Here is a 20,231-nt window from a genome sequence, read left to right as displayed (position 1 = left end):
GTGCTTACAAAGCCGCTTCCGATGCATTCGGGAGGCGGCTTTTTTTACGTGATCCTCGCAGGGAATGGGGCGGCAGGGGAGTTTACCCTAAACAAAACTATAGTTAGAAAAAGGAGTGGATCGTCCATGTCTAAACGATTGAAGCTGACGGATATTTTGGTCACGATCGTGATCGCGGTAGTATTTGGCGTTATTTATCGCTTGTGGGGAGATTTGTACAACGTGGCGAAGGTCGCGGGGATTCAGCTCGATCAGCTCGTGTACGGCATGTGGTTTATGGCGGCGACGGCGGCGTTCCTGATCATCCGCAAGCCTGGCGTGGCGCTATTGGCGGAGGCGGCTGCGGCTTCCGGCGAGCTGCTGGCCGGTTCGCAGTTCGGCATTGAAGCGCTGACCTACGGCATCGTTCAGGGGCTGTGCGCGGAGCTCATATTTGCTGCCTTCGGATACCGCCGGTATTCCATTGTCGTGGCGGGGCTGGCGGGCATGCTGTCAGGCGTTGGCGCTTTCGTATTCGATTACTTCAAAGGGTATTTGCTGGAGCTGCAAAGCTGGAACCTGATCCTTGCGATTGTATTCCGTTTGCTCGGCTCGTTTATCCTCTGCGGTCCGGTTGCTTATGCGCTGGCCAAGGCGCTGGAAAAAACCGGCGTTACGCAGCTCGTTCGTCCGGCGAGCGCCGACGACTACAGCGCGTTGGATAAGAAGAAGCTCTAATGAGCACGGCTAGTGTTGCAGTAACGGAGCTTCGATTGAAATTTCCGGGCAGCCCGAAGCTGCTGTTTGAGGATTTGTCTCTGTCGGTACCGGCGGGGCAAAAGGTGCTGCTGCTTGGCCCCAGCGGCTGCGGTAAATCAACGCTGCTGCAGGTGCTGAGCGGACTGATTCCCGGCTCGATCGAGGTGCCGATGAAAGCGGAAGGCCTGCAGCTGCCTGAGTCCTGGGGATATTTGTTTCAGGACCCGGATGCGCAATTTTGCATGCCGTACGTAGATGAAGAAATTGCCTTTGTACTGGAAAACCTGTGCGTTCCCCGCGCGGAAATGCCGGAGCGGATTCGCCGGTGCTTGGCGCAGGTCGGACTGAATTTAGGTGACAATCCGCATGTCCCCATCGCCTCGCTGTCGCAGGGGATGAAGCAGCGGCTGGCCATTGCGTCCCTTCTGGCGTTGGAGCCTGAAGTCTGGTTCCTCGATGAGCCGACCTCGCTGCTCGACCCGGAGGGAACGACCGAGGTATGGGATACCGTCAAGCAGGTAACCGCAGACAAGACGGTGCTGATCGTGGAGCACAAAATTGATGAGATCGTCGACTTCGTCAATCGCGTCGTGCTGTTTGGCCCGGATGCCCGCGTGCTGGCGGATGGGGAGCCTCAGCAGGTGTTCCACGACCATAAGCCGGAGCTAGAGGCGTACGGGATCTGGTATCCCGGCGTCTGGGACGACTACGCGGCACGGGCAGCGGTTGGTGCCGCTGGTCGAGTCCCTTCCGGCGTTGTGGCGGCTCAGCCGCTGGTGCAGCTGGGCGGTTTTACCGGCTTTCACGGCCGAACGCCCAAAATCGAGGTGCCGGAAGCCGAGCTGTATGCCGGAGACTGGATCGCGGTCGTCGGCGAGAACGGCGCGGGCAAGAGCACGCTGCTCCAGTCGCTGATGCAGCTGCTGCCGACGGCGGGGGAGTATGCGATGCCCCTGCTGAAGCGGATCGTTCGGGGCTTTGACGACGTGGCCGATGTGACGGCCTATGTGTTCCAAAACCCCGAAATGCAGTTCGTCGCCGGCACGGTGTATGACGAGCTGGCCTTCAACTTCCGGCGGGACGGCGTGCCGGAGCGCGAGGTGCAGGCCAAGACGGAGGAGCTGCTCGTCTGGTTCGGGCTGACCGACCATCGCAGCCTTCACCCGTACCAGCTCTCGCTGGGGCAGAAGCGACGGCTCAGTGTGGCGGCCGCTACGGTCAAAGCGCAGCGCTTGGTGCTGCTGGATGAGCCGACCTTTGGGCAGGACGCGGCGAATACGTTTGCGCTGCTGGAGAAGCTGGAGGCATGGCGGCAGCAGGGGTCGGCGATCGTGATGGTGACGCACGATCCTGAGATTGTCGCCCGGTTCGCTACGCGAGTGTGGGAGGTTCGCAGCGGGAGGCTGGCCGATGTCATGTCCCCTGGGGAATACGTAGAGAGGCTGGAAGCTGCTAAGCCGATGAAGCGAGAGCCGATCGCCGCATCGATCGCTTCATTAGAGGAAACTAGGAGGTGACGGCGATGCCGTTCGCATGGTCTTTTCGCGAGACGTGGCTGCATCGCGTCAATCCGAGCTTTAAGCTGGTGGCGAGCGTGCTCATGTTTGTGCTGGCGCTCTTCACGGACAACATCAATGTGCTAACGAATGTGACCTGGATGTACATCGTGCTGCTGTTCGCTGCATCCGGTCATTCGCCGCGCCGCTTGCTGCTGCTGTCGCTGCCGTTTGGGCTGATGTTCGTGTCGTCCGCCAGCTCCATGGTGTTCTTCGGTCAAGGGTCAACGACCTGGCTCCGCTGGGGGCTGGTGCACGTGACAGAAGAAAGCTTTTTCCGCGGGATACACATCGGCCTCAAGACCGTCGATATGGCGCTGATCGGGCTGCTGTTCGCGCTGACCACGAGCCCGGTCGCACTGTTTTATTCGCTGATGCAGCAGCTGCGGCTGCCGCCCAAATACGCGTACAGCTTTATGGCCGCGCTCCGGCTTCTGCCGATGATTTGGGCGGAGTACCGCACGCTGCAGATGGCGCTGAAGGTGCGGGGCGTGAAGCCCCCTCGGGGACTAAGCGGCCTGCTGGCATCGCTCAAGCGGCACTCGATTCCGCTGCTCGCGCAGAGCATTCGCCGGGCGCAGCGGATCGCTGTGGCGATGGAGGCCAAGCGCTTCTCGTCGTCGGCGAAGCGGACGTTCTACTATACGCTGGGCTGGTCGGTCAGCGACGCGCTGATGGCCGGAGTGCTAGCGGTACTCTGGGGAGCGGCTGCCTGGCTCGGCTGGCATGTCCCATGGTTTCACGTCGGGGATGTCAGCTATAAAGTGTTTTAATTCGGGGAGGAATCGGAACGATGAAATTTTCCGCACAGTTACGCCAAGCGGCGGATGCCAGCTGGCAGGCCAGCTTCGAGCATCCTTTTGTACGGGGGATCGGCGACGGCACGCTGCCGCTCGATTGCTTCCGCTATTATGTACTGAACGACGCGTATTACTTATCGCAATTTGCCCGGGTGCAGGCGCTGGGCGCATCGAAAGCGACCGACCTGTTCACCGTGAACAGGATGGCCGTGCATGCGCAGGGGACCTACGGTGCCGAGCTGTCGCTGCATGCGAAATTCTCGAAGCAGCTGGGGGTTACCGAGGAAGAGAAGGCGGCCTTCGAGCCGGCGCCGACCTCCTATGCCTACACTTCGCATATGCTCAGAGCGGCGCATGGATCGCTCGGCGATATCGTCGCGGCTATCCTGCCTTGCTACTGGCTGTATTATGAGATTGGAGAGCGGCTGCAATCGTGCACACCGGCTGAGCCGATCTACCAGGAGTGGATCGCGGCCTACGGTGGCGAATGGTTCCGGGAGCTCGTGGAGGAGCAGATCGCTCGATTGGACGAGCTGGCCGAGCAGGCGTCGGAGACGGATCGGGAGCGGATGAAGCGCCATTTTATCATCAGCAGCCGCTATGAGTATATGTTCTGGGACATGGCTTACCGGAAGGAAGCTTGGCCTGTATAAAATAAGAGAGCGGACGATCGGGACGGCAACATGTCCTGGTCGGACGCTTTTTTTGCTGAAATGAGATCGGCATCGTATAAAAATCATTTCTCCATCATGTCAAGGGCATAGCATTTTTGGACAAAGGTATAAATATAATGAATATTGTAAGCGTTTCCATAACCTGGTTGAGCGGAGGGAAAAATGATGAAAGCCAAAGCCTGGAGTTATTCCGAAGTGGCTCAGTCATCCAAGTTTCAAGCGCTGCTGGCGAGGAAAAAAAGCTTTTTGCTGCCGATGTCGATCTTCTTTTTCGCGTATTACTTTGTCTTGCCGATTCTGACCTCCTACACCACCGTGCTGAATACCCCGGCCTTTTCACCTGTGAGCTGGGCGTGGGTGTTCGCATTCTCGCAATTCATTATGACGTGGGTGCTTTGCAGCATTTACTCCCGGAAGGCGAACGCCTACGACGCGATGGTGGAGGATATTCGTAAGGAGCTGCGATAGTCCATTTGAAGAACCATTGAAGGGGGACCGCTTATGAATACGACGGCGTTTATTTTATTTTTGGTGATCGTCGGGCTCACCTTGGTCATCACCTACTATGCGGCGAAAAAAACGAAGTCGACCAGCGAGTTTTATACGGCGGGCAGCACGCTTACGGGGTGGCAGAATGGGCTAGCGATAGCGGGGGACTATATGTCGGCGGCATCGTTTCTCGGTATTGCGGGGACGATCGCGCTGGTCGGTTTTGACGGCTTTTTCTACAGCATCGGGTTTTTGGTGGCGTATCTCGTGGTGCTCTACCTGGTGGCCGAGCCGCTGCGGAATTTGGGTAAATATACGATGGCGGACATGATTGCGGCGCGCTTTGACAATAAAAAGGTGCGCGGCGTGGCAGCTTTGAACACGGTGGTCATCTCGATTTTTTATATGATTGCGCAGCTGGTGGGGGCAGGTTCGCTGATCAAGCTGCTGCTGGGGCTCGATTATACGACCTCGGTGCTGATCGTCGGCGTGCTGATGACGGTGTACGTGGTGTTCGGCGGGATGCGGGCGACCTCGTGGGTGCAGATCGTCAAAGCGATTCTGCTGATGGGCGGGACGCTGATCATTTCCTTGATCGTGTTTGCCAAGTTCAACTTCAGCATTACGGACATGTTCGCGCAGATGAAGACGGCGACGCCGCTCAAGGATGCGTTTCTCAATCCGGGCAATAAGTATAAAATCCCGCTCGATACGCTGTCGCTCAACCTCGCGCTGGTGCTGGGGACGGCGGGACTGCCGCACATTCTCATCCGCTTTTTTACGGTTAAGGATGCGCCGACAGCTAGAAGCTCGGTCGTTTACGCGACATGGCTGATCGGGATCTTCTATGTGATGACAATCTTCCTAGGGTTTGGCGCGGCGGCGTTTGTCGGCTACGATCAAATTTTGGCGGCGGATAAGGGCGGTAATATGGCGGCACCGCTGCTGGCTAAGGCGCTGGGCGGCGACTTCTTCTTTGCGTTCATCTCGGCGGTGGCGTTCGCGACCATTCTTGCGGTGGTGACGGGGCTCGTGCTGTCGGCGGCGTCGGCGTTTGCCCACGATTTCTACACGCACATCATCCGCAAGGGCGATGCCAATGAAAAGGAGCAGATGAGCGTTGCCCGTTGGGCTTCCGTCGGCGTGGCGGTGCTGTCGATTCTGCTGTCGCTGTTCGCTCAAAAGCTGAATGTGGCGTTTCTCGTCAGCGTGGCTTTCGCCATTGCAGCGAGCGCGAATTTACCGGTGCTGCTGTTCACGATTTTCTGGCGCCGGTTTAACACAACAGGGGCGGTGTGGGGCATGCTGGTCGGCTTGATCAGCGCGATCGTGCTCGTTGTGCTAAGTCCGAGCGTGTGGAGCCCGGACGCGGGTAAAGCGATCCTCGTCGGCGCACCGCTGTTCCCGCTGGCTAATCCCGGCATCGTGTCGATCCCGCTCGGCTTCCTTGGGGCGTTTGTCGGCACCTTACTGAGCTCGAAAAAGGAGGTACCGGCTGCAGCTTCGGATAAGTTCGACGAGATCGTGGTTCGTGCGCATACGGGCATTCAGCCTGTGGAGGAGTGATAGGGGGCTCGGGGAAGGTCTGTCGCAATGTTTTGCGGCAGGCCTCTTTTATTTGTTGCGGCACTTGGAGGCACCACCAATTCAACGAAAAAGCACGCAGCTGCCCGGACAGTATGGTATAATTTGGCTATCTATTTATTGGACTGAAAGCAGGTGCAGGTGCATGAATTGGAAGGAAGCATTAGAGACGGTTGAACCGCGATTTCGCAGTGCGGTGGCTGCCATCGATGAAGGGAACGTGGGTGAATTGGAGCGGCTCTTGGCCAAGCATCCGTCGCTGCTTCAGGAACGGGCGGCAGGCTACGGCGAAGGCTATTTTCGTGAGCCGTATTTGCTGTGGTTCATCGCGGAAAACCCGATTCGCAATGAGAAGCTACCCGGCAACATTGCCGAGGTGGCGCAAGCCCTCATCCGCGCGGCGGAACGCGAGCGGGTGGACAGTCTGTCCGAGCAGCTCGACTATGCGCTTGGGCTCGTATGCTCCGGCCGCGTCCCGCGCGAATGCGGGCTGCAGCTTAAGCTGATCGATGTGCTGGTCAGCGCGAAGGCCGATCCCGCAGGGGCCGTGCTGCCGGCGCTGGCGCATCGCGAGCTGGCAGCGGTGGAGCGGCTGCTGGAGCGGGGCGCTCCCTTGACGCTGCCGGTCGCCGTCTGCACGGGGCGCCTGGCTGCTGCCAAGCAGCTGGGGGCAACGGCCGGCGCCGCTGAACGGCAGCTTGCTCTGACCGCTGCAGCGCTGTACGGGAAGGCGCGTGCGCTCGCCTTGGTGCTCGGGCTGGGCGGCGTCGAGCTGAACGCGTACAGCCCGGCGGGCTTCCACGCGCATGCGACTGCGCTGCACCACGCGGTGGACTCGGGCTCCCTCGACGCGGTTCGGGTGCTGGTAGAGGCCGCGGCCGACCTGAGCATCAAGGACCGCCTGTTCCAGGGGACTCCGGTCGGCTGGGCGAATTATCTCGAGCGGACGGACATCGCCGCTTATTTTCAGGAGTGGGGAGGCAGGTGTAACGAATGAAAGCGAACCGGATGGAAGCGTTCAGCGATGGCGTTCTGGCGATTATCATTACGATTATGGTACTGGAATTCAAAGTACCCGACGGCCACGACTGGCACGCGTTACTTGGACTGGGACCAAAAGTGCTGAGCTATATCTTCAGTTTTGTTTATGTCGGCATCTATTGGAATAACCATCATCACCTGCTGCACATGATTCGGACCCTGAACGGGAGGCTGATGTGGCTCAACTTGATTTTGCTTTTTTGGCTGTCTCTAATCCCTTTCACGACGGCGTGGATGGGGGAAAGTCATTTTGCACCCGCCCCGACGGCGTTGTATGGTGTCATTCTTCTGCTGGCCGCGATATCTTACCAGCTGCTCCAGCTCGCCATCATCAACCAGCATCCGGGCGACTCCGCCATCTTTAAGTCCATGGGCAGGGATTGGAAGGTGAAGGTATCTCCTTTTCTCTATTTGATTGCGATCTTGACCGCCTATGTGAGTCCGTGGGTATCTGGCTTCTTTTACGTCCTCGTGGCTGCGATCTGGGTCGTGCCGGAAAAACGAATCGAGCATTTTTTGAAAGGCCAATAATATGTAACTTTTATCCCCTCTGCAACGTATGGATTGTGGAGGAGGCGAGAAAAATGAATCTATACTTTCGGGATATACGCGATACAGAAAGCGGCCAACGCGACAACCTAATGGAAATGGCCTGGCTAAAAAAGTGCATCACGGTTGCCGGTCCCTTCGGCAGCCGTTTTTGCTATTCCTTCTTCTGCATCCATCGGTAAATCCGCACGTGGAGAATTAAAAAAAGGTAGTAGATCAATAAATATAAAACAAAGGAATAGTACAAATTCCAATGGATGTGCCAGAGAATGCCGGTTTTTACACATAGCCATTCATAAGCGGTGGAAAAAAGGGACCATCCTAGAAAATAGCCCGATTTTTTCCACCAGACCGATTCATAGGGATACCAATTAATAATCATTGCCGCTACGGCCGGATAGATCCCTAAAATGATGAACAACGCAGTGAATTCTACTTTTTCCACTTCGAAAAATCCCCAGGCTTTAAACCGAAAGCCCGCGTAGGCATCTGTCAAAACAACAATAAACAAAGAAAAGACAACCGTTGTGTAAATCTCTGATAACTTCAATTTTTTATTCATCGTAAATGCGATCGTGTTAAAAACGAACATCGATAGGATGATTACAACCCATTGGTTTAACCGCATAAAAAGACCTTTCACTCTTCTTTGGACTGTATCTTTCTATATCCAGTTATGTCCAAAATGGAAAAGAATATCCGGCTGCCTTCATCCCACGAACGTGTCGATGAAATTCCGCGCACTCTTGGAGAGGTAGCGATCCTTGATCCAGATCAGGCCTACCTCCGAGTAAAACGGGGTGTGTGCCAGCTCATACATCGTAATACTCGACAGTGGGAAGGATGTGAGGACGGATTTCGGTAAAATCGTTGCTCCGATGCCAGCGGCTACCAAAGCGAGTAGGATTGCGACGCTGGAAGATTCGCACAGAATGTGTGGCTCATGGCCTGACTCGTGGAACATCTTCATCACTTGGTCGTGCATGCCGGTCGTTAAATCGGTCTTTAGGCTGAGAAAAGGAAATTGAGCCAGCGCCTCGATTTCCAGCTTGCGCTCTTCCGATGCTTGCGGCCAGCTGCTGGGAAGCAAGGCAACGAATGGATCGGGAGGCAGCCGCAGGACAGCATAGCGATCCGGCTCGGAGGCGGCTTCGAACGGGAGGCGAGCGACGACGAGCTCCAAGCTCCGCTTCTCTAGCAGCTCCCCGAGTAGAAAATGGTCGCCTTCGTGGATTTTGAAGGTGACGCGGGGGTGCAGCTCGTGGAACCGTTCGATCCGCTGGGGCAGCAGCGAGACGCAAGAGACGACGGAGCCGATGGAGAGCGTGCCATGGACACCCTCGTCGAGCTCCTGTACCTCCTCGATCGTCTCTTGGAATTGGCGCAGCAGCTGCTCGGCTCTGCAGCGCAGCAGCTCACCCGCGTGCGTGAGCGTCAGGCGCTTGCCGCTGCGGTCGAACAGGCTGACGCCGAGCTCTTCCTCGAGAAGCTTCATCTGCCGGCTGAGCGGCGGCTGTTCCATATTCAAGCGCTTGGCCGCGCCGGTCACTTGTCCTTCCTCGGCCACGGCAAGAAAATATCGAAGCTGTCGAAAATCCATTCGAAACTTGGGCCTCCTTGCTGTATACTATATAGGTATATTATTTATACAAAATAGATATTTCCAATATACTCTGCAAGCGGTTACGATTCAATTAACAATCTAACAGTCTATCCATTGAGGAGGAAGTAACATGACACAACCGATCCGCATCGAACGCACCACCAATCCTAAACCAAGACCGAAGGCCAGCGAGCTGGGCTTTGGGAAATATTTTACGGACCACATGTTTATTCTCGATTATGATGCAGGTCTAGGTTGGCATGATGCACGAATTGTTCCGTACCAGCCGATTACGCTGGATCCGGCGGCCAAGGTATTTCACTATGGGCAAACGATCTTTGAAGGACTGAAGGCCTACAGAACCGAAGAAGGTAAAATCGTCCTGTTCCGTCCCGATATGAACATGAAGCGATTGAACCGCTCGAATGACCGTTTGAGCATTCCGGCAGTCGATGAGGCGCTGGGGCTTGAAGCGCTGCGCCAGCTGGTCCAGGTTGATCAGGACTGGATTCCGGACGCGCCGGAGACATCGCTCTACGTAAGGCCGTTTGTGATCTCAACCGAGGCGGCTTTGGGTGTCTCGCCATCTTTGCAATATAAATTCATCATCATCATGTCGCCGGTCGGCTCTTATTATTCCGAAGGGATCAAGCCAGTCTCGATCTACGTGGAATCCGATTATGTTCGCGCGGTGGCGGGTGGTGTTGGCCATGTTAAAACAGCCGGTAACTATGCTGCGGGGCTGAAAGCGCAAGAGGGCGCGACGGCACAGGGCTGCGCACAGGTGCTTTGGCTCGATGGCGTGCACCGTAAATACGTAGAGGAAGTCGGCAGCATGAACGTATTTTTCCGTCTTGGCGACAAGATCGTAACCCCTGCGTTGACAGGCAGTCTGCTGCCAGGGATCACGCGGGATTCCGTCATTCATCTGCTGCGTCACTGGGGGCTGGAGGTGGAAGAGCGCCTCGTCACCATCGACGAACTGGTGGAGGCACAGAAGGACGGCAGCTTGAAGGAGATTTTTGGTACCGGTACTGCGGCGGTTATTTCTCCAGTTGGCTCCCTGTATTGGAAGGGCGAGAAGCTGACGATTGGAAACGGATCGACCGGCGAGGTATCTGCGCGCGTGTACGAGACGATGACAGGCATCCAGACTGGACGGCTCGAGGATCCGTTCGGCTGGCGGGTTTCTGTGGAGTAGGATTTGAATAGACAGCAAAAAGGCACGGTCCCCTATGGCGGACGGTGCCTTTTTTTGATCGTATTCTGTTAGCGCGGCTCAGCGTGATGCTCCTTACTGCATAATGATATTCGGATGTCCTGCTAGGAAGCCTCCATCGACCGGCAAGCACGCTCCTGTGATGTAGGAAGCCATGGGCGATGCGAGGAAACAGGCAGCGTTGGCAATTTCTTCGGTGCCTCCAAAACGTCCCATAGGCATCTGATTGAGAACGTTGTTTCGAAAGGTCTCATTACGAAAATTATTCGCATTTAAAGCGGTTTCAATATATCCCGGGCTGACGGCGTTGACCCGAATGTTATGCTTTCCCCACTCCACAGCCAGCACCTTGGTATACTGAAGCAGCCCGCCCTTGGTGGCGGCATAAGCGCTCTGGTTCGGGGTTGCGATATGAGAGGTCATCGAGGTGATGGTAACGATCGCCCCGTCCTTCTGCTGAATCATACGCTGGCCTGCTTCTTGGCAGCAAAGGTATGCCCCCTTCAGATTGGTTGACAGCACTTGGTCCCAAGCGTCTTCAGGATACGCTTCTGCCGGCACCCGGCGATTCATCCCCGAGCAGTAGACGAGTACATCCAGACGACCGAACTCTTGGTCAATCCGGTTGAAAAACTGCTGGACACTCTCCTTTGACGTAACGTCCAAGGGTAGGCCTAACGCTGTTGTGCCCATTTTCCGAATCGAATCGGCCGCTTCCGTAAACTCGGTTTCTGTTCGGCTCCCAATCACCACCGAAGCTCCAGCTTGAGCGAACCGCTCCGCGGTTGCCCGGCCGATCCCACGGCTGCCGCCAGCGATCGCGACGATTTTATTTTCCAGACCCAGCATAAGATCATCCACCTTTACTGTTTTTTTCCATTATACCCATAGGATGAAGGCGGTTTCTATTCTTTTTTTTCCAAAAATAATATACTAGTACTTGGTAATTTATTCGTGTGGGGTGTGTTTATATGTCGATGCTGGTTACTGAATTGGATCTGTTTAAAAATTTTGATGAGCTTTCTAATGACATCCTAGAAATGGCCAAAGATATTTTGCCGGACAAATTAATTTACTTAACTACGTTTACAGCGAGTGAGCAATGGATTTTAAAGCTTTCCGAACGGGATACGGACATCCGATTAAGTGAAGGAATGAAAATTCCACTTCAGGGAACGGTTTGCAATCGGATCGATTTTAAACGAAATCAGCCCTTAATCTATGAAGATATGAGTCAGGAAACCACCCTTGATGATCTTCGGACGGTACTTCTGGAAGCGAATATTAACTCCTATGTTGGGATTCCCATCATTCTGACCAACGGGGAAGCCTTCGGTACCTTGTGCGCTGCTCAGTCTATAGCCAGTGAATTTAATTTTAAAAGCATCAGCCTGCTTCAAAAAATAGCCAAACTATTTTCCTATTACTTGGATTTAGAGCGGATTGCCTTCAGGGATTCCTTAACGGGACTGTATAATCGGCAATTCCTATATATGACGTTCAAACAGATTTCTATGATTGGGGGGACTTTATTTTATCTCGACTTGGACGGGTTTAAGCAAGTGAATGACACGCTCGGCCATGATGCGGGGGATCTCGTTTTAAAAGAAGTGGCTTCCAGACTCGAACGGTTTGTGAGGGAGCACAACGGCTTTGCCGTGAGGTTGGGCGGGGATGAATTCATCGTGACCCTCATGGAGGTTACCTCCAGGGAAGAAGTTAGTCGACTGGCAGATCGGTTAGTTTCGTACGTATCCACTTGGGATAACGAATTGAAGGAGTTCCGTTTATCCGCCAGCATCGGTGTTGTCACTTATTGCGCTGATAAGGGCCATGAGTTGGAGCGTCTGCTCAAGGATAGCCTTATACCGGGCGAAAACGAACGGGAAGAATGGGTATCAGATTTTTTGTTAATTTGGAGGCATTGCTGGTAAATAAGTATGCTCGAGAGAGATAACAGGAGGGCGGCGTCATGCAAGGCTATAATGTACTTATGATCTACAATAATGAGCTGAACCAATTACTAATGTGCAAACGATTAAAGGATCCATATAAGGGATTAAGCAATCTAGTCGGTGGCAAAATCGAGCCTAGAGAGTCAGGTATTGACGCCGCCTATAGGGAACTGATGGAGGAAACCAGCATTTCGAAAGAGGATGTGACCCTAGTTCATTTAATGGATTTTAAATATTATGTTCAGAATTGCTATGTTGAAGTTTATGTTGGGAAGTTGAAGCGGGACGTCCTTATTGCAGGGGATGAGAATGAATTATACTGGTCCGATTTGAATCAAGATTTCTTTGATATGAGCTTATATGCTGGCGAGGGGAATATCGGGCATATGATTGAGCAAGTAAATATGTACAAAGATAAAATACTAATAGATTAGAAAGATTGTTGCCGTGTGACGTAATTCTTGTGCCTGGCGGAATGGGAATAAATAAATTATCACAGAAATTTAACTCCAGGTACGGATACGATGTATGTAGTGAGTAGAAGTATATTGCAAGGCAGACAAGCCGGAATGTATTCTACCCTGGGGATTTGTTCGGGGATCGTCGTACATACATTACTTGCGGCTTTTGGCTTGTCCGTTATTCGAGAATGTCGACTTGGAGGCTGTGAATGCAAATGGCGACTGAGGATCAATTAGTCAGAGAAATCGCGGGCTGGCTAAAAAAGCATTATCCAGCTGAGATGCTGTCCACCGAGCGCATAAGGCGCGGACTAATGAACGAGAAGTGGATTGTAGAGTCGGACAAGGGGCGGCTGTTCGTCAAAAGCTATCACCCTAAACGATATAAAATGCATGACCTGGAGTTTCGCGAGAAGATTGAAACGGCGCTGCAGCTGCAGCTCCTTTTTTATCAATCGGGCGGACCTTGTCCTGAACCCGTGACGCTGGAAGGACGTTGTATGCATATCCTGCCGTGTGGAAGGTATATCACCGTCATGACGTGCTGCCCGGGAAGTATGGTGCCTGCCGGTATGATCGGTGAGCAGCAGATGTACTCACTCGGACGGGCTTCCGCGGAGATGCATGTGGTTTGGGACTTAGCGGCTGCATCAGGGAGCGGAGCAGCAGTTCCTCCGGAGGAGCTGCACTGGAGGTTGTCTCACGAGGAGATGAAGCGTACCTGGGAGGCCGGCTGGGATGCAGCCAGAGACGCTTCAGAGCGTGTTCGAAACGCGCTGCGGTTACAAAAGTCAATCATCGATTCGCTTGGTGATGATGATTTGGCACCTTCCACGGCGGGCTGGAGCCATCTCGATCTGTGGGCCGACAATCTTCTTTTCGAAGGAGACGCTCTGGCTGCCATTGTTGATTTTGACCGGGCACGCTATTCGTTTCCAACGCTGGATCTTGGGCGAGCTGTCCTTTCCGGCACGCTTAACGAGCAAGGGTTCCGTACGGGTGCGGTGCTTGCTTTCATCGAAGGCTACCGAAGTGTGCGTTCGCTTCCAAAGGGTGCGCTTTTGAAGGCGATCAAGTACGTTTGGTGTGTCGAATCGTTCTGGTGGATCCGTCCGTCGCTAGAATCGTTCAGCGTAGTCCCTACCCGCTTTGCCGAGGAAATGATACACATTGCGGAGCAATGGGAGCAGCTTGACGATCTTCTAGGGGACATCTAGGCCGGCGTATAAAAGTCTATAACGTAAACGGAGGTATGGTTGCAGTTGAACCAGCAAGATATTATTAAGCTGATACAGAATGATGAACCCATGATGCATGTCCTTCGAATCGTAGAATCATTAGGTTTACCCGATTGGTGTGTTTGTGCAGGGTTTGTTCGCTCCAAAGTCTGGGATTCCCTTCACGGGTTCAAAAAGACACGTCTGCCTGACGTAGATGTTGTATATTTTGACCCCGACTACACCGACGAATCCATTGAAAAAGAGTACGAACGAATTCTTAAAGAACTGGACGCTTCGGTTCCTTGGTCTGTAAAGAATCAGGCACGAATGCATATCAAAAGCGGTCAAGCCCCTTACACTTCAACTGCTGAGGGACTAGCTAATTTCACTGAAGTCTGTACGGCCATCGGAGTTTATGTTGATTCCAATGGGGATGTGACTTTAGTTGCCCCTTATGGCGTGGATGATTTAGTCAATTTAATTGTTCGTCCCACTCCATTTTTTACGTCGGAAGATAAACGGACGATCTACGAACAACGGATCGCCGCAAAAAATTGGAAAGCAACGTGGCATCGCCTTAGCATGGTTCACTCCTAATGATGATTCAAGTCGGGGGGCAAAATAAGCGCATGGTGTACTGACTGGATGTATTAGGAAAAGGAGGTCGACCTTGTGCCTCTGTCGTTTACAAATGAGCACATTGCCGTTTACCAAAGCAGACTTTATCTTATGAATAGCGCCGTCATTCAGACGGACGATCTTGTGCTGGTGACCGATCCGGGCTATTTGCCCGATGAGGTGAGCGAGCTTCGCGGTTACGTGGACTGCATCCGGGGCGAGAGGCCGCTATATGTGCTGTATACGCACTCGGACTTTGATCACATCGCAGGGTACGGCGCATTTCCCGATGCGATTCATCTGGCGGGCGAAGCATTCGCGGAGCGGACGGATCGAGCGGCGGCCGTGCGCGAAGTGATGCGGTACGACGATGAATATTACATCGACCGTCCTTATGCGATTGACTACCCCCGGGCGGATGTGGTCTGCAGAGCGGGGGAGACGCTGAAGGTGGGCGGCACGACGCTCTCGTTCTATGATGCCGGAGGACACAATCCGGATGGCATCCTCACAGTCGTGCAGCCGCTGGGGATTCTGATCGCCGGCGATTACTTGTCAGACATCGAGTTTCCGTTCGTGTACCACAGCTTTGCCGAGTACCGCAGCACGCTGCGGACGCTCGAGGCTTTGGCGGCTGCGGCGGGCGATACGGTGCGACTGCAGCTGCTGCTGCCCGGCCACGGCAGTGTGACGGAGGACGGCGCCGAGCTGCAGAAGCGCATCCGCGATTCGCATGCGTATCTGGAGCTGGTGGAAGCGGAGGCGGCGTCGGAGTCGGGGGAGCGGGGCGCGTTTGACGCGTTCCTTGACACGCAGGGCTACCGCTTCCGATTGTGTATGGGGCGCCGGCATGAGGATAATTTGATGGTGTTTAAGCAGGAGCGCGAGCGTGAAAGTGAGAGTGGTGGGGTGCGCTAGTGCGGAGCAAAGGCGTTTAGCTGCTTAACAGTTTAGGCGCAAGAACAAAAACGGACGCCAGCTTTTCGCTGATGTCCGTTTTTGTTTTTATGCGCTATGCCGCTGCCGAATGCGCTTGAGCTGATGAATGTGCGCCCACTCGTGAAAAGCACTGAACAGCACCCACTGGCACACGTTTAGCTCCACGCCCAAGGGATGCACAGAGACGATGGAATTCGTCTCCCGCTGGAATAGCAGGGGGATAAAGCCTTTCAGCTCTTGCCGGACGTGGCCTAACACCGTTAAGCCGTCCTCTAGCGGCAATAAGCCTGTCGGCACGGTTTCCGGCGGGGCTTGTTTACGGCCACCAAGCAGCCCGTGGCTGCGAAACAGCTCTGTAATGTCGACGTCCTTGGCCTCCAGAGGCTCACTTGGCCGAACGGGGGCGATGGCGAACAGCCGATCGACCTCTTCGATCACTTTTTGCTCAATGATGATCAGGTGCTCTACGATGTTGGCCACATTCCAGCCCCCCTCATACTCGGTCAAGGCCTGTTCGTGCGCGCCAAACGTTCGAATCGCGGCAAGCAGTTCGGTGCGCTTCGTATCCAGAAATGGCTCTAGCTCCAGCAGTGTAATCATGGGTTTTCGCCTCCTCGGCTTTGTTTCTCCATGTCATGTATATGCTGGCTCTGGGCGCCTTAAAGCAGTCGGAAACGCTCTAGCTGATCCCATAAGCGCTCTTTTTTCAAAATTTCGATTTGCTTCGGTCCGATGAGGTCGAAGTGGGGGAAGGGCTCGCGGCGATGAATGTAGTTTGGGTTCAAGCCATTCGCCTGGCACCATGCCGCAAGCCGGTCGAGATCCGCACAGCCCACCTTGGTGACGGTCGTAATGCCCGGAAACCGGGGCTCCAGCCAAAAATGCGTCAAAAAAGCAATTTCGCCCCTGGACACTGCCTCTTTCCACTGCGTCAATTCGCTTCGTTTGATCCCGAATGCCACTTCGCTTCCTCCTCGCATATAGTGTAGTGCAATGACATTAGACTATTTTCATAAAGGGGGGACCACTCATGTATGGACCTCGGCCACCCTGGCCATCCCATAACCCGATCGAACAAAAAGCGATGCGTCTGAGAGGCACACCGGTCGGCATCTCGCTCAAAAACGGGCAAGGCGTCTCCGGCATCCTGTGCAGCGTTCATTCAGGCCAAGTCTACGTGATGCAATATTTATATCAGTCGCAGTTCGCCACATTCCATTACTCGTTCAACGACATTCGCGATATTATACCCTTCCCGCCGTGCTATCCCGGACAATAAGGAAGCGGTAGCAGGCTAACCCTATCATACCCGGAAACGAACGTGTAAAAAAGAGGCGATCACCGCGGCACGGAAACCCTTCGTTTTGCATTCGTTTGGACGGAGGGCTTCTCGGCATGGCTTGTGGGGCTTAAGGGACAAGCTGTTCCAATCCGTTCATGTAAGGGCGCAGCGCCTGCGGGATCCGGATGGCTCCGTCTTCCAGCTGGTGATTTTCCAGCAGCGGAATTAGGATGCGGGGCGACGCCACGGCCGTATTGTTCAGCGTGAAGCAGTATTGCAAGCGGCCTGCGGCATCGCGGTACCGGATGTTCGAGCGACGGGCTTGAAAGTCGAGCAGGTTCGACGACGAGTGCGTCTCGCTGTACGCTTGCCGGCTGGGCATCCAGGTTTCGATGTCGTATTGCTTGTAGGTTTTTTGCGACATGTCGCCGGTAGAGACGGCCATGACGCGGTAAGGCAGCTCGAGCTGACGAAGCAGCTCCTCCGCGTTGTGCGTAATTTCCTGCAGCAGCTGCTCCGAGCGCTCCAGGCTGTTCTCGCAGATCACGACCTGCTCGACCTTGGCGAACTGATGCACGCGGTATAAGCCGTGGACGTCCCTGCCGGCCGAGCCGATCTCGCTGCGGAAGCAGGTCGAGGCGGCTGCCAGCCGAATGGGCTCCGCTGCATCAACGATCTCGTTGCTATAAAACGAGACAAGCGGTACCTCGGATGTTCCGACGAGCCATTTCGATTCGCCCGCGATCCGATACGTCTGATCCTCACCGAGCGGAAAAAATCCCGTATTCGTCAGCATCTTGGTACGTGCCATGAGCGGGACCTCCAGCAGGGTGAAGCCTTTGTCCAGCAGCAGATCTAAGGCGAGCTGCTGCACCGCGCGATGCAGGAGGACACCGGCGCCTTTGAGGTAGTAGCTGCGTGTTCCGGCGGTTTTCACCCCGCGGGGGAGATCGATCATGGCATGGAGCTCGCCGAGCGCCACATGATCTTTGGGTTCAAAATCAAAGACGGTGGCTTCACCCACTCGTTTGATTTCTACGTTGTCCTTGTCCGATCGGCCGATGGGGGTGTCCGGCGATACGATGTTAGGCACCCGCATCAGAAGCTGCTGATGCTGCGTTTCAGCTTCGGCCAGCGCTTCCTCTAAGGTGGTGAGCTTGCCGTTGATGTCCTTCACGCGGCTTTTCAGCTGCTCGGCCGCCTCGTGGTCGCCTTTGGCGATCAGGCTTCGGATGTCTAGCGACAGCTTGTTGCGTTCCTGCCGTCCTTGCTCCACCTCTTGTAGAATGTGGCGTCTCTGGTCATCCCACGCGATCAGCTCTGCGATCGATAGCTCCATTCCTTTGTGATAAGCGACTGCTTGCACCTCATCCGCATGTTCTCGAATCCATTTCATGTCCAGCATTTGCACCGCGCTCCTTTGTGACGAGTTGGGAAAAAAATACAAAAAGCGCCCTCTTCCCAATGGGACGAGGAGCGCTTAACTCGCGGTGCCACCCAAATTGACTGAACAGCCGGGCTGCTCAATCCACTTAGCTCCGCAGTAACGGGCGGAATCCGGTAAACTTAGGGGGACGTTAGAACCCCTTGACGAGAACGCCTCCGAGTTGGATGCTCTTCACAGGCCTGATGTCGGTATCAATTTTTATGTAGTATAGCGGTTTTGGCCGCCGTTTTCAAGGGGCAGACAAGAAAGCCTCTTTGGTCGTCAAGAGGCCTTCTCTGCATTCATATTGTAGAAGTTCAGCAGCACGGTGGCGAAGCCGAGGAAAATATAGATCACGGTGATCCCCCACCCAAGCGTAAAGGCGAACGGAAAAATAATAAAAGCGACGCCGGAGATGAATGAAATCCAGTTTTGCCAGGTGTTCCACCCGTATTTGCCGAAGGCTAGGATGGAGGTGATGAACTGCACCGCACCGAGAAAAACGCTCGTCCGAACGAGTCCGGCCTCGTCGGTAAACCCCAGCAGCCAAGGTGCAAACACGAAAAACAGACCAATAAGAGCAGCGAGGACGTTTCTAGTATTCAAGATTAGCACCTCCTTACCCACTGAGTTCGGATCCTACTCTCATTATATGCAAACGGTTACAAAAAAGTTAGAGACTATAAGCGCATTACGGTGCATTAGAGATGACCCAATTCCCCCCAAGGACCTTAGTTTGTTCACAATCAAGCCATGGGAATGAGGAGCACCAAAATTCGGAGGAGGAAATGTGCGAGATGAGCGTTACGTTAGGCTGCTTTTTTCCTGCACAATGTATAAACGATGCGTTTCTAAACCGATCCTAGCCTATATGAAAGGAGGTGACTAAATCATGGCAAAAGACGTCTTATGCGAAGTAAACTCCTGTAAATACTGGGCTGCGGGCAATCAATGCAATGCTTCCTCGATCTATGTGGTGAGCAATCGCGGCAAGCAGGCCAGTCACTCAGAAGAAACGGACTGTAAAACATTCGAGTCCAAGCTGTAATCTGCACCTTCGGTGTACTGTAAAATGAAGCTGCCTCCGCGCGGGATCCGTGGATCTGCCTGGAGGCAGCTTATTTTTGCGTGCCTGCAGTTGGATCAAGCGCTCAACTAAGCTCCCCGTCAATGTCCCGCAGGGCCGGGGAGAAAAAGGCGATGGCTCCGGTGAGCATCGGGATCGCCCCTGCCGCGGCAAATAGCAAAGGGATGCCATATAGGCTGGACACCGCCCCGCCTATCAGGCTGCCAGCCGGCTGCAGCGCTCCCCCGACCAAGAGGTGTGCGGACATGACGCGGCCTCTCAGATGCTTCGGCACAAGCCGCGCATAGATCGACGAACTGAAGGCGCCGCCCCAGCCCCGCCCGCAAAGCGGCGTTTCCGCGTTGCGAGCCGCGCGAGGCGCCCCAGCTGCGCTCGAAAGCGGCTTTCCCGCTTTGCCCGCCGCGCGAGGCGCCCCAGCCCCGCTCGAAAGCGGCGTTCCCGCGTTGCGAGCCGCGCGAGGCATCCCAGCCCCGCACGCAAAGCGGCTTTTCCGCGTTGCGAGCCGCGCGAGGCGCCCCAGCCCCGCTCGAAAGCGGCTTTCCCGCTTTGCGAGCTGCGCGAGGCGCCCCAGCCCCGTCCGCAAAGCGGCGTTTCCGCGTTGCGAGCCGCGCGAGGCGCCCCAGCCCCGCTCGAAAGCGGCTTTTCCGCGTTGCGAGCCGCGCGAGGCGCCCCAGCCCCGCTCGAAAGCGGCTTTTCCGCGTTGCGAGCCGCGCGAGGCGCCCCAGCCCCGCTCGAAAGCGGCTTTTCCGCTTTGCCCGCCGCGCGAGGCGCCCCAGCTCCGCTCGAAAGCGGCTTTTCCGCTTTGCGAGCCGCGCGAGGCGTCCCAGCCCCGCTCGCAAAGCGGCTTTTCCGCGTTGCGAGCCACTCGTGGCTCCCCGCCTTACCCGTCCCGTCCCGTCCCGTCCCGTCCCGTCCCGTCCCGTCCCGTCCCGTCCCGTCCCGTCCCGTCCCGTCCCGTCCCGTCCCGTCCCGTCCCGGCCCGTCCCGTCC

The 20,231-nt window shown here is 55.1% G+C and carries 24 protein-coding genes and 1 pseudogene; 17 read left to right on the top strand and 8 right to left on the bottom strand.

Going from position 1 to position 20,231, the window contains the following annotated elements:
• The first annotated feature begins 126 nt into the window (after window positions 1-126).
• From FPZ49_RS15685 to FPZ49_RS15650, 8 genes are all read left to right on the top strand, one after another.
• Window positions 127-717, top strand: coding sequence for an ECF transporter S component (locus FPZ49_RS15685; RefSeq protein ID WP_144848309.1), 591 nt, complete (start codon window positions 127-129; stop codon window positions 715-717).
• Window positions 717-2,255: an ABC transporter ATP-binding protein gene (locus FPZ49_RS15680; protein ID WP_144848307.1), complete on the top strand. Its 1,539-nt coding sequence runs from the start codon at window positions 717-719 to the stop codon at window positions 2,253-2,255. Before FPZ49_RS15685 ends, FPZ49_RS15680 begins: the two co-directional genes overlap by 1 nt.
• A gap of 5 nt (window positions 2,256-2,260) precedes the next feature.
• Complete coding sequence (locus FPZ49_RS15675) at window positions 2,261-3,067, top strand: energy-coupling factor transporter transmembrane component T family protein (RefSeq protein WP_144848305.1); 807 nt, start codon at window positions 2,261-2,263, stop codon at window positions 3,065-3,067.
• Window positions 3,068-3,087: 20 nt separating this feature from the next.
• Window positions 3,088-3,747, top strand: a complete 660-nt coding sequence (gene tenA, locus FPZ49_RS15670; protein ID WP_144848303.1) for a thiaminase II — start codon at window positions 3,088-3,090, stop codon at window positions 3,745-3,747.
• A 186-nt stretch (window positions 3,748-3,933) separates the two neighbouring features.
• Window positions 3,934-4,236: a DUF485 domain-containing protein gene (locus tag FPZ49_RS15665; protein WP_144848490.1), complete on the top strand. Its 303-nt coding sequence runs from the start codon at window positions 3,934-3,936 to the stop codon at window positions 4,234-4,236.
• 33 nt (window positions 4,237-4,269) lie between these two features.
• Window positions 4,270-5,823: a solute symporter family protein gene (locus tag FPZ49_RS15660; protein ID WP_144848301.1), complete on the top strand. Its 1,554-nt coding sequence runs from the start codon at window positions 4,270-4,272 to the stop codon at window positions 5,821-5,823.
• 52 nt (window positions 5,824-5,875) lie between these two features.
• Window positions 5,876-6,838: an ankyrin repeat domain-containing protein gene (locus FPZ49_RS15655; protein ID WP_144848299.1), complete on the top strand. Its 963-nt coding sequence runs from the start codon at window positions 5,876-5,878 to the stop codon at window positions 6,836-6,838.
• Window positions 6,835-7,413: a TMEM175 family protein gene (locus FPZ49_RS15650; RefSeq protein ID WP_144848297.1), complete on the top strand. Its 579-nt coding sequence runs from the start codon at window positions 6,835-6,837 to the stop codon at window positions 7,411-7,413. Before FPZ49_RS15655 ends, FPZ49_RS15650 begins: the two co-directional genes overlap by 4 nt.
• Window positions 7,414-7,585: 172 nt before the next feature.
• Here FPZ49_RS15650 and FPZ49_RS15645 read toward each other — a convergent pair whose 3' ends face one another.
• Together FPZ49_RS15645 and FPZ49_RS15640 are read right to left on the bottom strand one after the other, a co-directional pair.
• Window positions 7,586-7,993, bottom strand: coding sequence for a CBO0543 family protein (locus tag FPZ49_RS15645; protein ID WP_315899187.1), 408 nt, complete (start codon window positions 7,991-7,993; stop codon window positions 7,586-7,588).
• A 147-nt stretch (window positions 7,994-8,140) separates the two neighbouring features.
• On the bottom strand, window positions 8,141-9,031 hold the full coding sequence (locus tag FPZ49_RS15640) for a LysR family transcriptional regulator (RefSeq protein ID WP_144848293.1): 891 nt from the start codon (window positions 9,029-9,031) through the stop codon (window positions 8,141-8,143).
• 133 nt (window positions 9,032-9,164) lie between these two features.
• Between FPZ49_RS15640 and FPZ49_RS15635 the strand changes: the two genes are divergently transcribed.
• Entirely contained in the window at window positions 9,165-10,235 is a 1,071-nt protein-coding gene (locus tag FPZ49_RS15635; RefSeq protein WP_144848291.1) for a branched-chain amino acid aminotransferase, read from the top strand.
• A gap of 93 nt (window positions 10,236-10,328) precedes the next feature.
• Here the strand turns inward: FPZ49_RS15635 and FPZ49_RS15630 are convergent, their stop codons facing one another.
• Window positions 10,329-11,102 carry an SDR family NAD(P)-dependent oxidoreductase gene (locus FPZ49_RS15630; RefSeq protein WP_144848289.1) on the bottom strand — a complete coding sequence of 258 codons (774 nt, stop codon included), beginning with the start codon at window positions 11,100-11,102 and terminating at the stop codon, window positions 10,329-10,331.
• A gap of 122 nt (window positions 11,103-11,224) precedes the next feature.
• Here FPZ49_RS15630 and FPZ49_RS15625 point away from each other — a divergent pair, with 122 nt between their 5' ends.
• The 6 genes and pseudogenes from FPZ49_RS15625 (at window position 11,225) to FPZ49_RS15600 (ending at window position 15,425) form a co-directional block, all read left to right on the top strand.
• Window positions 11,225-12,187: a sensor domain-containing diguanylate cyclase gene (locus FPZ49_RS15625; protein ID WP_315899184.1), complete on the top strand. Its 963-nt coding sequence runs from the start codon at window positions 11,225-11,227 to the stop codon at window positions 12,185-12,187.
• 38 nt (window positions 12,188-12,225) lie between these two features.
• Window positions 12,226-12,642 (top strand): NUDIX hydrolase, encoded by a 417-nt coding sequence (locus tag FPZ49_RS15620; protein ID WP_144848287.1) that lies wholly within the window; start codon window positions 12,226-12,228, stop codon window positions 12,640-12,642.
• Between the two features lie 51 nt (window positions 12,643-12,693).
• Window positions 12,694-12,852: pseudogene (locus FPZ49_RS15615) on the top strand (LysE family translocator); the annotation flags it as partial.
• A gap of 26 nt (window positions 12,853-12,878) precedes the next feature.
• The gene (locus FPZ49_RS15610; protein ID WP_144848285.1) at window positions 12,879-13,886 is read left to right on the top strand and encodes a phosphotransferase; all 1,008 of its coding nucleotides are present in this window, start codon (window positions 12,879-12,881) and stop codon (window positions 13,884-13,886) included.
• 45 nt (window positions 13,887-13,931) lie between these two features.
• Window positions 13,932-14,486 (top strand): nucleotidyltransferase family protein, encoded by a 555-nt coding sequence (locus tag FPZ49_RS15605; RefSeq protein WP_315899183.1) that lies wholly within the window; start codon window positions 13,932-13,934, stop codon window positions 14,484-14,486.
• A 75-nt stretch (window positions 14,487-14,561) separates the two neighbouring features.
• A complete protein-coding gene (locus FPZ49_RS15600; RefSeq protein WP_144848283.1) occupies window positions 14,562-15,425 on the top strand; it encodes an MBL fold metallo-hydrolase in 864 nt (287 codons plus the stop codon).
• Between the two features lie 87 nt (window positions 15,426-15,512).
• Here the strand turns inward: FPZ49_RS15600 and FPZ49_RS15595 are convergent, their stop codons facing one another.
• Window positions 15,513-16,046, bottom strand: a complete 534-nt coding sequence (locus FPZ49_RS15595; protein WP_261381436.1) for a DinB family protein — start codon at window positions 16,044-16,046, stop codon at window positions 15,513-15,515.
• Window positions 16,047-16,105: 59 nt separating this feature from the next.
• Window positions 16,106-16,408 carry a hypothetical protein gene (locus FPZ49_RS15590; RefSeq protein ID WP_144848281.1) on the bottom strand — a complete coding sequence of 101 codons (303 nt, stop codon included), beginning with the start codon at window positions 16,406-16,408 and terminating at the stop codon, window positions 16,106-16,108.
• A gap of 68 nt (window positions 16,409-16,476) precedes the next feature.
• On the opposite strand from FPZ49_RS15590, the gene FPZ49_RS15585 reads away from it, so the two are divergent.
• Window positions 16,477-16,725 carry a hypothetical protein gene (locus FPZ49_RS15585; RefSeq protein ID WP_222429915.1) on the top strand — a complete coding sequence of 83 codons (249 nt, stop codon included), beginning with the start codon at window positions 16,477-16,479 and terminating at the stop codon, window positions 16,723-16,725.
• A 130-nt stretch (window positions 16,726-16,855) separates the two neighbouring features.
• Here FPZ49_RS15585 and serS read toward each other — a convergent pair whose 3' ends face one another.
• Together serS and FPZ49_RS15575 are read right to left on the bottom strand one after the other, a co-directional pair.
• Window positions 16,856-18,133 carry a serine--tRNA ligase gene (gene serS / locus FPZ49_RS15580; protein ID WP_144848279.1) on the bottom strand — a complete coding sequence of 426 codons (1,278 nt, stop codon included), beginning with the start codon at window positions 18,131-18,133 and terminating at the stop codon, window positions 16,856-16,858.
• A 303-nt stretch (window positions 18,134-18,436) separates the two neighbouring features.
• On the bottom strand, window positions 18,437-18,760 hold the full coding sequence (locus FPZ49_RS15575; RefSeq protein WP_144848277.1) for an SPW repeat domain-containing protein: 324 nt from the start codon (window positions 18,758-18,760) through the stop codon (window positions 18,437-18,439).
• A 286-nt stretch (window positions 18,761-19,046) separates the two neighbouring features.
• Here FPZ49_RS15575 and FPZ49_RS15570 point away from each other — a divergent pair, with 286 nt between their 5' ends.
• On the top strand, window positions 19,047-19,202 hold the full coding sequence (locus FPZ49_RS15570) for a DUF1540 domain-containing protein (RefSeq protein ID WP_144848275.1): 156 nt from the start codon (window positions 19,047-19,049) through the stop codon (window positions 19,200-19,202).
• 103 nt (window positions 19,203-19,305) lie between these two features.
• On the opposite strand, the gene FPZ49_RS35760 is transcribed toward FPZ49_RS15570, so the two are convergent.
• The gene (locus FPZ49_RS35760; protein WP_186445847.1) at window positions 19,306-19,704 is read right to left on the bottom strand and encodes a hypothetical protein; all 399 of its coding nucleotides are present in this window, start codon (window positions 19,702-19,704) and stop codon (window positions 19,306-19,308) included.
• Between the last annotated feature and the right edge of the window lie 527 nt (window positions 19,705-20,231).

The organism is Paenibacillus cremeus, assembly GCF_007786445.1.
In the GTDB taxonomy this organism is placed as follows: domain Bacteria; phylum Bacillota; class Bacilli; order Paenibacillales; family NBRC-103111; genus Paenibacillus_G; species Paenibacillus_G cremeus.
The sequence above is the reverse complement of the archived record's forward strand: the minus strand, read 5'-3'. Positions and strand labels throughout refer to the sequence as shown.

Excerpts from the sequence above, each read along its gene's own strand:
- FPZ49_RS15685 (WP_144848309.1), top strand. The coding sequence starts at position 127 with ATGTCTAAACGATTGAAGCTGACGGATATTTTGGTCACGATCGTGATC.
- FPZ49_RS15680 (WP_144848307.1), top strand. The coding sequence starts at position 717 with ATGAGCACGGCTAGTGTTGCAGTAACGGAGCTTCGATTGAAATTTCCG.
- FPZ49_RS15675 (WP_144848305.1), top strand. The coding sequence starts at position 2,261 with ATGCCGTTCGCATGGTCTTTTCGCGAGACGTGGCTGCATCGCGTCAAT.
- tenA (WP_144848303.1), top strand. The coding sequence starts at position 3,088 with ATGAAATTTTCCGCACAGTTACGCCAAGCGGCGGATGCCAGCTGGCAG.
- FPZ49_RS15665 (WP_144848490.1), top strand. The coding sequence starts at position 3,934 with ATGAAAGCCAAAGCCTGGAGTTATTCCGAAGTGGCTCAGTCATCCAAG.
- FPZ49_RS15660 (WP_144848301.1), top strand. The coding sequence starts at position 4,270 with ATGAATACGACGGCGTTTATTTTATTTTTGGTGATCGTCGGGCTCACC.
- FPZ49_RS15650 (WP_144848297.1), top strand. The coding sequence starts at position 6,835 with ATGAAAGCGAACCGGATGGAAGCGTTCAGCGATGGCGTTCTGGCGATT.
- FPZ49_RS15645 (WP_315899187.1), bottom strand. The coding sequence starts at position 7,993 with ATGAATAAAAAATTGAAGTTATCAGAGATTTACACAACGGTTGTCTTT.
- FPZ49_RS15640 (WP_144848293.1), bottom strand. The coding sequence starts at position 9,031 with ATGGATTTTCGACAGCTTCGATATTTTCTTGCCGTGGCCGAGGAAGGA.
- FPZ49_RS15635 (WP_144848291.1), top strand. The coding sequence starts at position 9,165 with ATGACACAACCGATCCGCATCGAACGCACCACCAATCCTAAACCAAGA.
- FPZ49_RS15630 (WP_144848289.1), bottom strand. The coding sequence starts at position 11,102 with ATGCTGGGTCTGGAAAATAAAATCGTCGCGATCGCTGGCGGCAGCCGT.
- FPZ49_RS15625 (WP_315899184.1), top strand. The coding sequence starts at position 11,225 with ATGTCGATGCTGGTTACTGAATTGGATCTGTTTAAAAATTTTGATGAG.
- FPZ49_RS15620 (WP_144848287.1), top strand. The coding sequence starts at position 12,226 with ATGCAAGGCTATAATGTACTTATGATCTACAATAATGAGCTGAACCAA.
- FPZ49_RS15610 (WP_144848285.1), top strand. The coding sequence starts at position 12,879 with ATGCAAATGGCGACTGAGGATCAATTAGTCAGAGAAATCGCGGGCTGG.
- FPZ49_RS15595 (WP_261381436.1), bottom strand. The coding sequence starts at position 16,046 with ATGATTACACTGCTGGAGCTAGAGCCATTTCTGGATACGAAGCGCACC.
- FPZ49_RS15585 (WP_222429915.1), top strand. The coding sequence starts at position 16,477 with ATGTATGGACCTCGGCCACCCTGGCCATCCCATAACCCGATCGAACAA.
- serS (WP_144848279.1), bottom strand. The coding sequence starts at position 18,133 with ATGCTGGACATGAAATGGATTCGAGAACATGCGGATGAGGTGCAAGCA.
- FPZ49_RS15570 (WP_144848275.1), top strand. The coding sequence starts at position 19,047 with ATGGCAAAAGACGTCTTATGCGAAGTAAACTCCTGTAAATACTGGGCT.
- FPZ49_RS35760 (WP_186445847.1), bottom strand. The coding sequence starts at position 19,704 with ATGCCTCGCGCGGCTCGCAACGCGGGAACGCCGCTTTCGAGCGGGGCT.